This window comes from Roseibium sp. FZY0029 (assembly GCF_036350355.1).
Classification (GTDB): domain Bacteria; phylum Pseudomonadota; class Alphaproteobacteria; order Rhizobiales; family Stappiaceae; genus Roseibium.
In genome coordinates this window covers 57000-70191 of record NZ_JAZDVZ010000007.1, presented here as the reverse complement: position 1 = coordinate 70191, position 13192 = coordinate 57000, and the positions used below count along the sequence as shown (strand labels likewise).

Genomic DNA, 13192 nt, shown 5'->3' with positions numbered 1-13192 from the left:
CATCCTGAGGAAGCGCCTCGGCGCTGTCTCGAAGGATGGGCCGCTTGTTCGGAATTTGCCGCCCATCCTTCGAGACGGACCTGACGGTCCTCCTCAGGATGAGGCTTTGGGAAAGGAGGTCGGTGTGCTGCGATGCCTCTCCCTCAATCGACAAGGTTCTGGTGCTTCAGCGCGTCGACATAGCCTTCACGGGCCTGCCTGACTTCGGCGCGCTGCGAAACTTCGGGAACGGCAACATCCCACCAGTGGCCGCCGCCGTTTTCGCCCGGCCCGTGCATCGGGTCCGTGTCGATGACGATCACCGTTGGAATGGCCCTGTCCTTGGAGGCAAGGATCTGTGTTTCCAGGTCGGCAATGTCCTTTGCCTTCACTGCATGGGCGCCCATGGCGGCTGCGTGGGCGACAAAGTCGATGTCCGGCTGGGCTTCGACGTTGCAGTACTGATAGAGGTTGTTGAACTGGTTGCCGCCGGTGCCCATCTGCAGCCGGTTGATGCAGCCGTAACCGCGGTTGTCGGTCAGGACCACGGTGAACGGCACCCGCCGCATGACGGCGGTCGCGAGCTCCGAATTGGCCATCATGTAGGAGCCGTCGCCGAGGAAACAGACAACATCCCGCTCCGGCTGGGCCAGTTTGACGCCCATGGCGCCTGCAATCTCGTAGCCCATGCAGGAATAGCCGTATTCCATGTGATAGCCGCCCTGCGGCGCCTGCCATAGGAGCTTCAGCGCACCGGGCATGGTGCCGGCAGCGCACATGGCGATGGTCTTTTCCGATGAGGTCCGCTGAACCGCGCCGATCACCTCCGCATCCAGCGGCAGGTAGTCTGCGGGCACGTTGGTGCGGGCGCTGCAATGGGCGTCGACCCTGGACAGCCAGTCGAGACGGGACTGCGGATCGAAAGCAGACTTCTTCTCGTCGCCGAGCGCGGCGGAGATCTTCTCCAGGGCCACTTTGGCATCGCCGACCAGGCCCATGGCACCGTGCTTCAGCGCGTCGTAGCTTTGAACGTTGATCGACACCAGCTTGCGGCCGGGCTCCTTGAAGAGAGCCCAGGAACCGGTGGTGAAGTCCTGAAAACGGGTGCCGACACCGATGACGAGATCGGCGGTTTCCGCAATCTCGTTGGCACAGGCCGAGCCATCGACACCGGCAGTGCCGAAGTTCATCGGGTGCGACTGGGCCAGTGCCGATTTGCCGGCCTGGGTCTCGATCACCGGAATGCCGTGTTTCGTCGCAAACTCGCCAAGGCTCTGTTCGGCCTGCGAATAGATCACACCGCCGCCGCAGACGAGGACAGGGTTTTTCGCAGCCTTGATGAGTGCGGTGACATCGGCAACATCCCGGCTGTCCGGTTCCGGCCTGCGAATGCGCCAGACCTTGGGTTCGAAGAAGCTTGCCGGATAGTCGAACGCTTCTGCCTGGGTGTCCTGGCAAAAGGCGAGGGTGACAGGGCCGCAGTTGGCCGGGTCCGTCATCACCCGGAAGGCCCGGGGCAGTGCCGTCAGCAGATGTTCGGGGCGGCTGATCCGGTCGAAATAGCGTGAGACGGGACGGAAGCAGTCATTGGCCGAAACCGTGCCGTCGTCGAAGTCCTCCACCTGCTGCAGCACCGGGTCCGGTGCGCGATTGGCGAAGACATCGCCCGGGATCAGCAGCACCGGCAGGCGGTTGACATGGGCAAGGGCGGCGGCGGTCACCATGTTGGTGGCGCCGGGACCGATGGAAGAGGTTACGGCCATTGCGCGTGTCCGCTTCTTGGCCTTGGCATAGGCGATGGCGGTGTGCGCCATCGTCTGTTCGTTCTGGCCGCGCCAGGTCGGCAGGGCGTTGCCGGCCTGCTCCAGCGCCTCGCCCAAACCGGCGACATTGCCGTGGCCGAAGATCGCCCAGACGCCATCGATGAAACGCTCGCCGTCCTCGGTCATTTGCGCCGAAAGATATCGGACCATCGCCTGGGCGGCTGTCAGACGGATCGTGCTCATGCGGAAATTCCTCGAAGTTCGTTTTCGTTCGCCTCAAGTCCGGCTTCTGCGCGGGCGGTGTCCCAGATGTGGCACAGGCGGTCGAAGCGGCTCACCATGTCGGCGATGGCCGCTTCGTCTGTCAATTCACCCGCGAGCCATTTCCGGGCGGCTTCGGCAAAAATCGTCCGGCCGACGGCAAAACCCTTGACCAGCGGGAAGCGGGCTGCCTCGGCAAAGCTGGCGGCGAGTTCTTCTTCAGGCGCATCAAGGCCCAGCACCACGATGCCGCGGGTGTGAGGGTCGTTGTCGGATATTGCCGCGCAGGCTTTTGACCAGGCTTCTGACGACGTCATCGGTTCCAGTTTCCACCAGTCCGGGTAGATGCCGATGTCGTAGATGCGGCGGATGATGTCCGCGGTCGTATCCGCATCCACCGGGCCGACCTTGGAGGGGATGACCTCCAGCAGCATTTCCAGACGGTTGCGGCGGCAAGCGGCAAACAGTCGCTTCAGGACATCTTCCTGCTCGGCCTTCATCGCGTCGGTGTCGTGCGGATGATAGAAGCAGAGCACCTTGACGACATGCTCTGCCGGCCATTCGGCCAGGCCGCCGAAATCCGGACCGATTTCCGGTTCCAGGGTCAGTGGCCGGGAGGCAGGCCACTCCACCGGATGACCGATCCAAAGTCCGGTTCCGGCGGCCCGATAAAGCGCCTCGCGGCCATGCCGGCTGTCGCACAGGATGCCATAGCCCGGCTGACCGTCCGCAACCGCAAGGGCTGCGTCGAGGCAGAGTTTCTTGAACGATCCGATCCGCTCGTGACCGGCATTGGCCGCATCGGCCATCTGTTCCAGCTGGATGCGGTGGTCGAAGGCAAAGACACGCATGGTCGACCAGTCGCCACCGTGCAGCCGGTGCCGGTTGGTGGACCAGTGGATCTGCTCCAGTTCCGGGTCCTTGCGCAGTGCCTTGTCGTTCACGCCCCGTTTCAGGAAGAACTGCAGTTCCTCCCAACTCGGATAGGCCGGCGTGCAGCCGTGCCGGGACACCGCGAAGGCACCGCAGGCGTTGGCATAGGTCAGGGCCGTGACCCAGTCTTCACCTGTGATCCAGCCTTTCAGCAGGCCGGACATGAAGCCGTCGCCGGCGCCAAGAACGTTGAACACCTCAATCGGGAAGCCCGGGCCGGAAATGCCGTCGTCGAGGCTGTCGGGAATAGCGCCTTCAAAGGCGGTCGCGCCCATCGGCCCGCGCTTGCAGACGAGCGTCGCACCGGAGACCTTGCGCACATTGCGCAGCGCCTCGAGCGTATCCGTGGTGCCGCCGGCAATGTGGAACTCTTCTTCCGTGCCGACGATCAGATCAAACAGATGCAAGGTCGATTGCAGCTTTTCGGTGACCTTGTCGGAGGCGATGAAGCGGTTCTCGCCGTCGCCGTGACCGGACAGGCCCCACAGGTTGGGGCGGTAGTCGATGTCGAGCGCGGTGCGGCTGCCGCTTTCGCGGGCAAGCCTCAAGGCTTTAAGAACGGCGGCTTCTGTCTGCGGGTGGCTGAGGTGTGTGCCTGTGGCGACAACGGCCCTGGCCGAGGCGATGAACGCGGGGTCGATGTCATCTTCGACAAGTGCCATGTCGGCACAATTCTCGCGGTAGAAGATCAGCGGGAACTGTTCCTGGTCACGGATGCCGAGCAGGACGAGAGCGGTCAGCCGCTCCTTGTCGGTGATCACGCCTTGTGTGTCGACGCCGTGCCGTTCCAGTTCCTCGCGGATGAAACGGCCCATGTGTTCATCGCCGACACGGGTGATCAGCGCGGACTTCAGGCCGAGCCGAGCCGTGCCGCAGGCCATGTTGGTGGGCGAGCCGCCGATATACTTGTTGAAGGACGCCATGTCCTCCAGACGGCCGCCCGCCTGGGCTCCGTAAAGGTCGACCGATGAACGGCCTATCGTGATGACATCGAGTTTCTTCACGTGCACATTCCGTTTTTCATTCAGCCCGTCAGATGGTGCCGCCGAGCGAACCTTCCAGTTCCGCCAGTTCCTGGCCACCGGCCATCAGGTCCTGAAGTTCTTCCGCTTTTATGTCCCCGCGCTCTGCGGTGCCAAGCGTCTTGCCGCGGTTGAGCACGGTGAACCTGTCGCCCACGGCCATGGCATGGCGCACGTTGTGGGTGATGAAGACAACGCCGATGCCTTTCTGTCGGACCTTGTCGATTGTCGCCAGAACGTTGGAGGTCTGGCGCACGCCAAGGGCCGATGTCGGCTCGTCCAGGATCAGCACCTTGGCGCCGAAGAAGACCGCACGGGAAATTGCCACCGTCTGGCGTTCGCCGCCCGACAAGGTGCCGACCGCCTGGTCCGGCGAGCGCAGATGAATGCCCATCTTGGCCATTTCGGTCATGGTGACCTCATTGGCCTGGGCAAAGTCAAAGAACTTGAACGGGCCGAAGCGCTTCTGCGGTTCGCGGCCCATCCAGAAGTTCCGGGTCACCGACATCAGCGGGATCATCGCCAGATCCTGATAGACCGTCGCGATGCCGGCTTCCATGGCATCACGCGGGCTGTCGAAGCTGACTTCCTTGCCTTCCATCAGGATCTTGCCCCTGGTCGGCTTGTGGACGCCGGACATGGTCTTGATGAAGGTGGACTTACCCGCGCCGTTGTCGCCCAGAAGGCAGTGGCATTCACCGGCCTTCACGGAAACGGAGACACCGTTCAGGGCGATCACCGGGCCGAAGTGTTTCTCGATATCGACGAGTTCGATCAGATTGTCGGACATTTTATCTTTCCCCCGTGATCATGCGGCGGATGTAGGTGTTGAGGATCACCGCGAGCAGCAGGATGACACCGAGGAAAACCCGGAAGAGAGAGCTTTCGACCCCGGCGAAGAAAAGGCCCTGCTGGACGACGCCGAAGATCAGGGCGCCAAGTGCCGCGCCAACCACCGAGCCGTAGCCTCCGGTGAGAAGCGCACCGCCGATGACCACCGAAATGATGGCTTCGAATTCCTTCAACAGGCCGCGGTCGGCTGCGGCCGAGCCAAATTCCATCACCTGGCAAGTGGCGAAAATGGTGGCGCAGAAGGCTGAGAACATGAACATCAGGATCTTGACCCGGTTCACCGGCACGCCCACGTAGCGCGCGGCCTGGGTGTCGCCACCGGCGGCGAAGATCCAGTTGCCGAAGCGGGTGCGGGTGAGAAGGATGTGGCCGAACACGATCAGGATGAGTGCCCAGATCATCAGCATCGGAATGCCTTCGACCACCGGCTGGCCGGCTTTCGGGCCGGCAACGAATTTGCCGACGATGCCGAGATCGGCAAGCCAGACAAACAGGCCGGAAAAGACCTTGCCGCCGAAGATCCAGGCAATCGGATCGCCTTCTGCCGCTTCACGCACGCCGCCGATAATCGTCTTGCGGGTGGTGGCGATGGAAATGAAGATCGTCAGGCCGCGGAGGATGTAGAGAAAGGCGAGGGTGACGATGAAGGAGGGCAGGCCGGTCTTGATGACGAGGTAACCGTTGAGCGCGCCGATGGCCAGCGCCATGGCGAAAGCGACCAGGATGCCGAACCAGGCCGGAAATCCCCATTGCACGGTGATGAGAGCGATGATGATGCCGGAAAAGCCGATCATCGAGCCGACGGAGAGGTCGAACTCACCTGCGATCATCAGGAGGCAGGCGCCGACGGCGATGATGGCGAACTGGGCAGAGACTGTGCCCCAGTTGATGATGCCTTCGGGGGCGAACATGCCGCTGTCGCTGGCGATGCCGAGAAAGAACATGAAAACGAGGATGGTGCCGCAGATCGCGCCCAGTTCCGGGCGGATCAGGGCTTTGCGCATGGGCGACATTTCGCGGATGCGCTCGTCTTTCTGAGGGGCGGCTGCCGATTGTGTCTCAGCCATAGGTCTCCTCCTGCGTGCCGGGGTGGCCGGCCGCGTCCAGTATGCGGCCCGGCCGCAGAACAGTGTTCTGGAATTCAGTGCATGCCCGTCAGGGCGTGCGGGTGTTTCTGTTGAAAGGGAGAGGCGGACACCGCCTCTCCGCAAGGCCGCACCTTGCGGCCCTTCACGTTCGCTTACCGGTATTCGCCGGCGTATTTTTCCACCAGGGCAATGTTGCCCTTGGTCACGAAACCCGGACCGGAGTTGATGGAGTTGCCCGGAACCACACCGTAACGCGCCAGGTTCGTCAGGATGACGACCGGCAGGTAGCCCTGCAGGTAAGGCTGCTGGTCGATGGCAAAGGCAATCACGTCACCCTTGATGGCTTCAGCGATTTCGCCGGAAATGTCGAAAGTGCCGAAGTGGATGGTGCCGGATTTGCCCATTTCTTCCAGCGCTGCCAGCGTCGGATGTGCGGAGGTCGGCCCGAGGGTCAGGATGCCGTTGGTGTCCGGGTTACCCTGCAGATAGGCCATGACCTTGGACTTGATTTCAGCCGGGTCCTGGCCGCTGTCGATCATCTGGTTGCCGAGTTCGACGCCCAGTGCGTCGGCATAGCCCTGGCAACGTTCAACCGACGCCGGGTTGGTGATGTAGTGGTTCACGCAAAGGAAGCTGGTGACGCCGGCCGCCTTGGCCTTTTCGCCTGCACCCTTGCCGGCATCGTATTCCGGCTGGCCGACATGCATCAGAGCGCCGATTTTCTTGGACTGCTCTTCGGTGCCGGAGTTGATGGTGATGACCGGAATGCCCTTGGCAACCGCGTTGGACAGCGGGCCGCTCAGCACGTCGTAGTCGGCGATCGTCGCGATGATGCCGTTCGGGTTGGACGCAGCCGCCTGCTCGATGATGCGGGCCATGTCGGCAAGGTCACCCGTCGGCGGGTTGCGGTATTCCACTTCAACGTCCATCTGGTCGCCGGCAACGGCAATGGCGTTCTTGATCGTGTTCCACCAGCTGTCGCTGTCCGGTGCGTGGCTGACCAGAACGAAACGTTCTCCGTCAGCGGAAGCCGGAGCGGCAAGTCCGGTGAAGGCAACGGCGGCAGCCGCCATCGCGATAAGTGTCTTCTTCATGGTGTTCCTCCCAGAACGTGGACCGCGGGCCTCAAACAATCCCACCCGCGTCATCAGAAGTCTGTGGCGGCTCCGGCTGTCCGGTGCCGCGTTTGGAATATAAATTCCATTTTTATCTGAGCGCAACAGATTTTTTCCATAAATCTCACATCCGGTTCCTCTGCGCCCCGACGGAAACCGCCAGAGCGATGGCCAGAGAGAGACTTGCGGACAGAGCCCGGAAGGCGCCGACGTCCAGTTCCGAGACCAGAAGCTGGATTGCCTTGAGGCGCGCGAGCGGGCTGGTGACCACATCCGTGATGGCGACAATATCGGCGCCGCTGGCACGGGCCTTGGTGGCCATGTCGATGGTCATTTCGGTGTAAGGCGCGAAGGTTACCGCGATCACGGCGTCGTTCGGCCGGATCAGATGTTCCATGTTGATGTTGGCGATGCCGGAGTGAAGAACGGCAGGAACATCCATCTTTTCAAAGGCATATGCGAGATACGAGGTCACGGGGAAGGCCCTTCGGAAGCCGATCATGTGAATTGTCTCTGCGCGGGCCAGCACGTCGACCGCCTGTTGAAGGGCGATGGGGTCAACGGTTGTCAGCAGGTTTTCCAGGGACGCACGGCCAACTTCGACGAATTCAGCCAGAAGGGCGGAGGGGGACTCGGTGCCATGTTCGCGCAATTTGGCGAGGCGGGTGGCATAGTCCGGCCACTTCTGCGAATAATCGGAGCGGAACAGCTTCTGCATTTGCGAGAACCCGGAAAAACCCATTTCCTGGCAGAAACGCATCACCGCGGAGGGTTGCACATCAGCGCCCTCGGCAAGTTCGGCAACCGTGGAAACCGCCACCTTGTCCGGATTGGCCGCAATGTAGTTCGCGAATTGTTTCAAGCGTTTGGGCAGTCTGTCCGCAGTGCTGCCGAGACGGGTGAAAAACGCGTCGATGGACTGAGGCGGGGCAACGATTTCGGCGGAAGCGAGGTTGGGGTCCTTGTCAGGATCGGGCGAGGCGTCATTCATTGTCTTCTTCTTTTCCGGCTTGACACATTCCGTCGAAAATGATTTTGGAATTTTTATTCTAAATTGGCAAGCGCTGGTTCAACCCGCTCTGCCACATGTCATCCGGGAGGAAGTATCATGGCCGTCAATGTCGCCCTGCTAGGGGCCGGACGTATCGGTAAAGTGCATGCAAAGGCCATTGGCGCGGCCGCCGGTGCGACGCTTGTCGCGGTTGCGGACGCTTTCCCGGAAGCTGCCGAAACGCTTGCGGCGACCTATGGCGCGCGCGTCAGCACCATCGATGAGATCGCCGCCGCCGGGGATGTCGATGCGGTTGTCATCTGCACGCCGACCGACACCCATGCGGATCTGATCGAGAAATTCGCACGGGCAGGCAAGGCGATCTTCTGCGAAAAGCCGGTCGATCTGTCACTGGACCGGGTGAAGGCCTGCCTGAAGACGGTCGAAGACCTCGGCGCAACCCTGATGCTCGGTTTCAACCGCCGCTTCGATCCGCATTTCCGCGCCGTACGTGCCGCCATTGACGAAGGCCGGATCGGGGACGTGGAAATGGTGCAGATCACCTCGCGTGATCCGGGTGCGCCACCGCCGTCCTACATCACGTCCTCCGGCGGCATCTTCCGCGACATGACGATCCACGATTTCGACATGGCCCGCTTCCTTTTGGGCGAAGAGGTCACCACCGTTTATGCCACCGCTTCGGTCCTGGTCGATCCGGAAATCGGCAAACTGGGCGACTACGACAGCGCCACCGTGGTGCTGACGACGGCGTCCGGCAAGCAATGCTCGATCTCCAACTCGCGCCGGGCAACCTATGGCTACGACCAGCGGATCGAGGTCCATGGCTCCAAGGGTGTGGTGAGTGCTGAAAACCAGCGTCCGGTCTCCATCGAAGTGGCGACCGAGGCCGGGTACACCCGCCCGCCGCTGCATGATTTCTTCATGACCCGCTACACGGAAGCCTATGCGGCGGAAATCACCGCTTTCGTCGAGGCCATCGAAACCGGTACTGCGCCGTCACCGAGTGGCGAGGACGGCCTGAAGGCACTCGCCCTTGCTGAAGCTGCCCTCAAGTCCATCGCCGAACGCCGCGCCGTCGGCATGGACGAAGTCTGAGCGTCAGAACCACTGTGACCTCATCCTGAGGAGGGCCGTCTGGTCCGTCTCGAAGGATGGGCGGCACACTCTTGAGCACGCGGCCCATCCTTCGAGACAGCGCCAAGGCGCTTCCTCAGGATGAGGTTAAAGGCGGAGCGGTCTGCTTCGTCACCTCCGGGAGGATCGGATTACATGACAAGTCTCGGTATCGGATTGATCGGCACCGGTTTCATGGGCAAGTGTCATGCGCTTGCCTATGGTTCGGTGAAGGCGGTGTTCGGCGATGTGCCGGCGACCCGCCTGGAAGTACTGTGTGACGTTCCGGCGGACAAGGCCGAAGCCTTTGCCGACCAGTTCGGCTTTGCCAGGGCAACCAGCGACTGGAAAGATCTGATCGCGGATCCGAAGGTCGATATCGTCTGCATCACCACCCCCAACAAGGTGCACAAGGAGATGGCGCTTGCCGCGCTTGAGGCCGGCAAGCATGTGCACCTGGAAAAGCCGATGGCGCTCAGCCTGGAGGACGCCAGGCAGATGCTGGCCGTTGCCGAAAAGACGGGGGCAAAAACCATCGTCGGCTACAACTACCTGCACAATCCGGCGATTTCGCATGCGCGCAAACTCATCGTGGATGGGGCCATCGGCCGGATCGTGCATTTCCGGGGGATGGTCGATGAAGACTATCAGGCCGACCCGGACCTCGCCTGGACCTGGCGGGCCACCAAGGCCGACGCCGGCCTCGGCACGCTGGGCGATCTTGGCTGCCACCTGATCTCACTGGCAACGGCCCTTGTGGGCCCGGTCGAGAGCCTGATCGCGGAGACAAGAACCGTTCACGAAACACGGCCATTGGGCGATGGCTCAAGCGAGCGCCGGGCGGTTGAAAACGAAGACATCGCCTCCGCGCTGCTGACTTTTGAAAATGGTGTCCATGGCGTCGTCTCGACCTCGCGCAGCGCCTGGGGCCGCAAGAGCTACATCGCCTTCGAGGTGCATGGAACCGAAGGCATGATTACCTTCGATCAGGAGCGCATGAACGAACTCCGGCTTTACCAGAACCGGGGTGAAGCTGCCGAACAGGGCTTCAAGACACTGCTCACCGGACCGGCCCATCCGCCGTATGGTCAGTTCGTTCCGGCCGCTGGCCACCAGCTTGGCTTCAATGATCTGAAGGTGATCGAGGTTCATGAATTCCTGACGGCAATTGCCGAAGGCCGCACCGCGGTGCCATCGTTCCGCGAAGCGCTTCATTTCGAGGCGGTGATCCATGCAATCGCCGAAGCCGGTCAGACGGGTGGCCGCGTGCAGGTCTCGAAGGTGGACTGACGCCGCAGGCGGTACTTCCATATTGCCTTGTGGGTTTATTGTTCGATGGGCGCGAACAGGCTGGTTCCTGTTCGCGCCCTTTATCTGTCGGCAATGATCCCTATAAACTTTGCGGAATACAGACCGTTGGTCAGCCTCGCCTGGAAGGCATTGCCGGCTCTGCGGGCTTGCTCAGATCCAGGAGATTTTCTTGCCCAAGGTAATCGTTTTCTTTGCGCATCCGCGTCCGCACAGGTCGGAAATCAACCTGCCACTGTTTGAAACCGCGCGATCGATCGATGGTGTCACGGCCGTCGATCTTTATGCGGATTATCCGGATTTCAGCATCGACATCGACCGGGAGCAGGATCGCCTGCGGGCGCATGAGGTGATTGTCTTCCAGCATCCGCTCTACTGGTATTCGGCCCCGGCCCTCATGAAAGAGTGGCTGGACCTGGTGCTGGAACATGGCTTTGCCTATGGCCACGAGGGCAAGGCGCTGCATGGCAAGATCTTCCTGAATGCGGTGACGACTGGCGCCAAGCAGGATGCCTACTCGCAGACAGGCATGAACCATGCCGAATTGCGCAGTCTGCTGGGGCCTTTCGAAAAGACGGCGGACCTCTGCGGCATGCGTTATCTCGCCCCTTTTGCGCTGTTCGGAGCTGGCCGGGCCCTGGAGGAAAGCCGGCTGGAAAACCATCGGCTTGGTTATGAAAAGCTCTTGAAGGCGCTCGTCAGCAGCCGGCTGGATCTTCAAAAGGCAGCCGCAGCGCCTGTGCTGTCCGGCGAACTGGAGAGCTTTTTGTTGGCAGGGGAGGCGGTCTGATGGCACTGCTCAGCGAAGCCTTCGTCTACCTGTGTGCGGCCGTCATTGCGGTGCCGATTGCAAACCGTCTCGGTCTCGGGTCCGTACTCGGTTATCTGATCGCCGGTGTGGTGATCGGACCGGTGATCGGCATCGTGGGGTCGGAAGCGGCTGACGTGCAGCATTTTGCCGAATTCGGCGTGGTGATGATGCTGTTTCTCGTCGGGCTGGAATTGCGGCCCGCCATGCTCTGGAAAATGCGCCAGCAACTGATCGGCCTCGGCGGTCTGCAAGTCGTCGGAACTGCCCTCGTCTTCGCCGGGGCAGGTCTGGCGTTCGGTCTTCACTGGCAGAACGCCCTGGCGCTCGGCATGATCCTGTCGCTCTCTTCCACCGCCATCGTGCTGCAGACCCTCAATGAAAAGGGCTGGCTGAAAACACAGGGCGGGCAGAGTTCCTTCTCGGTGTTGCTGACCCAGGATATCGCGGTCATTCCGATGCTGGTCGTGTTGCCTCTTCTTGCCCTCGGCGGCCACGGCGGGGGCTCCGCTGCGAAGGATCACGGCCAGAGCGCCGGTCACGGCGGCGAAGCTCTGGCTGCCCTGCCGGGCTGGGCGCAGGCGCTGATCATTCTGGCGGTAATTGCGGCGATCATTCTGACCGGCCGCCATCTGCTTCGGCCCGTCTTCCGGTTCATTGCCGAAGCGCGCCTGCGGGAAATCTTCACGGCAACGGCGTTGCTGCTGGTTATCGGCATCGCCCTGGTCATGGATTTTGTCGGTCTGTCGCCGGCGCTTGGAACCTTCCTTGCCGGGGTGGTCCTGTCCGACAGCGATTATCGTCACGAGCTGGAAAGCGACATCGAACCGTTCAAGGGCCTGTTGCTTGGTCTGTTCTTTCTGACGGTGGGCGCGGGGATCGATTTCGGTCTCCTGTTCGGCGCACCCCTGACGATCCTCGGCCTTGCGCTCGGGTTGATTGCGGTCAAGTTTGCGGTGCTCTTCCTGCTGGGGGCCTTGTTCCGTCTCCAGGGGCCTGACCTTTGGCTGTTTGCGCTCGGTCTTGCCCAGGCCGGGGAGTTTGCCTTCGTTCTCTTCGGCTTTGCCTCCGGCAGCGGCGTTCTGGAACCGTCCCTGATCCAGACCATGACCCTGGTCGTGGCGGTTTCCATGCTGCTGACGCCTGCCTTGTTCATCTTCTACGAAAAAATCGTCGCTCCACGTGCCTTTGCGAAAGCGGACCGGGAGCCCGATGTCATCGACCGGCGGGGCCGTGTTGTTGTCGCAGGCATGGGCCGCTTCGGGCAGATCGTCTCGCGGCTACTGCTGACCAGCGGCTATGACGTGATCATTCTCGATCATGATCCGCAGACGATCGAGAACCTGCGCAGGATCGGCATTCAGACCTTTTATGGGGATGCAACCCGGCCGGATCTTCTGCACGGTGCCGGGCTGGATGATGCAGATCTCTTCATTGCCGCTCTGGATGATCGCGACAAGCAGACGAAGCTGGTGGAACATGTCGCCAAGACCTATCCGAAGGTTCGGATTCTTGCCCGAGCCCGCGACCGGCATCACGTCTATGAACTGGAAAATGCCGGCGCCCATTTTGCCGAACGGGAAGTCTTCGAAGGGGCGCTCGCGCTAAGCCGCCAGGCATTGATTGAACTGGGCTTCCATCCGTTCCGCGCCCGCACCAAGACACGGGAGTTCCGGCATCACGACATTGCGATGCTTGATGACCTTCGCGAGAACTTCAACGATGGCGGTGTCGATACCTCCTATATCGATGCGATGCGGGCTCATTCCGAAACCCTGTTCGAAATCATGCAGGTTGACCGGGGCGGGGACCGTGCGGAAGGCATGGAGCGCGGCTGGACACCCCCGCCGAAAGGCGATCAGAACCTCTGAAGGTGAGACGGAATGCAGCCGATTGACCGGAAAATGCGGTTACCCGCCGGTAACCGTCGCCTTTTCC

General features: G+C 61.6%; 10 protein-coding genes. 4 read left to right on the top strand and 6 right to left on the bottom strand.

Annotated elements, in window-relative coordinates:
- Window positions 1-143: 143 nt before the first annotated feature.
- From iolD to V1T76_RS19915, 6 genes are all read right to left on the bottom strand, one after another.
- A complete protein-coding gene (gene iolD / locus V1T76_RS19940; RefSeq protein WP_330562418.1) occupies window positions 144-1985 on the bottom strand; it encodes a 3D-(3,5/4)-trihydroxycyclohexane-1,2-dione acylhydrolase (decyclizing) in 1842 nt (613 codons plus the stop codon).
- Window positions 1982-3940, bottom strand: coding sequence for a bifunctional 5-dehydro-2-deoxygluconokinase/5-dehydro-2-deoxyphosphogluconate aldolase (locus tag V1T76_RS19935; RefSeq protein WP_330562417.1), 1959 nt, complete (start codon window positions 3938-3940; stop codon window positions 1982-1984). The genes iolD and V1T76_RS19935 overlap by 4 nt, the downstream gene beginning before the upstream one ends.
- Window positions 3941-3968: 28 nt before the next feature.
- The gene (locus V1T76_RS19930; protein WP_330562416.1) at window positions 3969-4748 is read right to left on the bottom strand and encodes an ATP-binding cassette domain-containing protein; all 780 of its coding nucleotides are present in this window, start codon (window positions 4746-4748) and stop codon (window positions 3969-3971) included.
- A 1-nt stretch (window position 4749) separates the two neighbouring features.
- Window positions 4750-5877, bottom strand: a complete 1128-nt coding sequence (locus V1T76_RS19925) for an ABC transporter permease (RefSeq protein WP_006931957.1) — start codon at window positions 5875-5877, stop codon at window positions 4750-4752.
- 173 nt (window positions 5878-6050) lie between these two features.
- The gene (locus V1T76_RS19920) at window positions 6051-6992 is read right to left on the bottom strand and encodes a sugar ABC transporter substrate-binding protein (RefSeq protein ID WP_330562415.1); all 942 of its coding nucleotides are present in this window, start codon (window positions 6990-6992) and stop codon (window positions 6051-6053) included.
- Window positions 6993-7137: 145 nt separating this feature from the next.
- Window positions 7138-8004, bottom strand: coding sequence for a MurR/RpiR family transcriptional regulator (locus tag V1T76_RS19915; protein ID WP_330562414.1), 867 nt, complete (start codon window positions 8002-8004; stop codon window positions 7138-7140).
- A gap of 117 nt (window positions 8005-8121) precedes the next feature.
- Here V1T76_RS19915 and iolG point away from each other — a divergent pair, with 117 nt between their 5' ends.
- From iolG to V1T76_RS19895, 4 genes are all read left to right on the top strand, one after another.
- Window positions 8122-9120 (top strand): inositol 2-dehydrogenase, encoded by a 999-nt coding sequence (iolG, locus tag V1T76_RS19910; RefSeq protein WP_330562413.1) that lies wholly within the window; start codon window positions 8122-8124, stop codon window positions 9118-9120.
- Window positions 9121-9294: 174 nt separating this feature from the next.
- Window positions 9295-10428, top strand: a complete 1134-nt coding sequence (locus V1T76_RS19905) for a Gfo/Idh/MocA family protein (protein ID WP_330562412.1) — start codon at window positions 9295-9297, stop codon at window positions 10426-10428.
- A 190-nt stretch (window positions 10429-10618) separates the two neighbouring features.
- The gene (locus tag V1T76_RS19900; protein ID WP_330562411.1) at window positions 10619-11236 is read left to right on the top strand and encodes an NAD(P)H-dependent oxidoreductase; all 618 of its coding nucleotides are present in this window, start codon (window positions 10619-10621) and stop codon (window positions 11234-11236) included.
- Window positions 11236-13125: a monovalent cation:proton antiporter-2 (CPA2) family protein gene (locus V1T76_RS19895; RefSeq protein ID WP_330562410.1), complete on the top strand. Its 1890-nt coding sequence runs from the start codon at window positions 11236-11238 to the stop codon at window positions 13123-13125. The genes V1T76_RS19900 and V1T76_RS19895 overlap by 1 nt, the downstream gene beginning before the upstream one ends.
- The last annotated feature ends 67 nt before the right edge of the window (window positions 13126-13192 follow it).

Coding starts and splice junctions, on each gene's coding strand:
- V1T76_RS19905 (WP_330562412.1), top strand. CDS start 9,295: ATGACAAGTCTCGGTATCGGATTGATCGGCACCGGTTTCATGGGCAAG.
- V1T76_RS19930 (WP_330562416.1), bottom strand. CDS start 4,748: ATGTCCGACAATCTGATCGAACTCGTCGATATCGAGAAACACTTCGGC.
- V1T76_RS19915 (WP_330562414.1), bottom strand. CDS start 8,004: ATGAATGACGCCTCGCCCGATCCTGACAAGGACCCCAACCTCGCTTCC.
- V1T76_RS19925 (WP_006931957.1), bottom strand. CDS start 5,877: ATGGCTGAGACACAATCGGCAGCCGCCCCTCAGAAAGACGAGCGCATC.
- iolG (WP_330562413.1), top strand. CDS start 8,122: ATGGCCGTCAATGTCGCCCTGCTAGGGGCCGGACGTATCGGTAAAGTG.
- V1T76_RS19920 (WP_330562415.1), bottom strand. CDS start 6,992: ATGAAGAAGACACTTATCGCGATGGCGGCTGCCGCCGTTGCCTTCACC.
- iolD (WP_330562418.1), bottom strand. CDS start 1,985: ATGAGCACGATCCGTCTGACAGCCGCCCAGGCGATGGTCCGATATCTT.
- V1T76_RS19895 (WP_330562410.1), top strand. CDS start 11,236: ATGGCACTGCTCAGCGAAGCCTTCGTCTACCTGTGTGCGGCCGTCATT.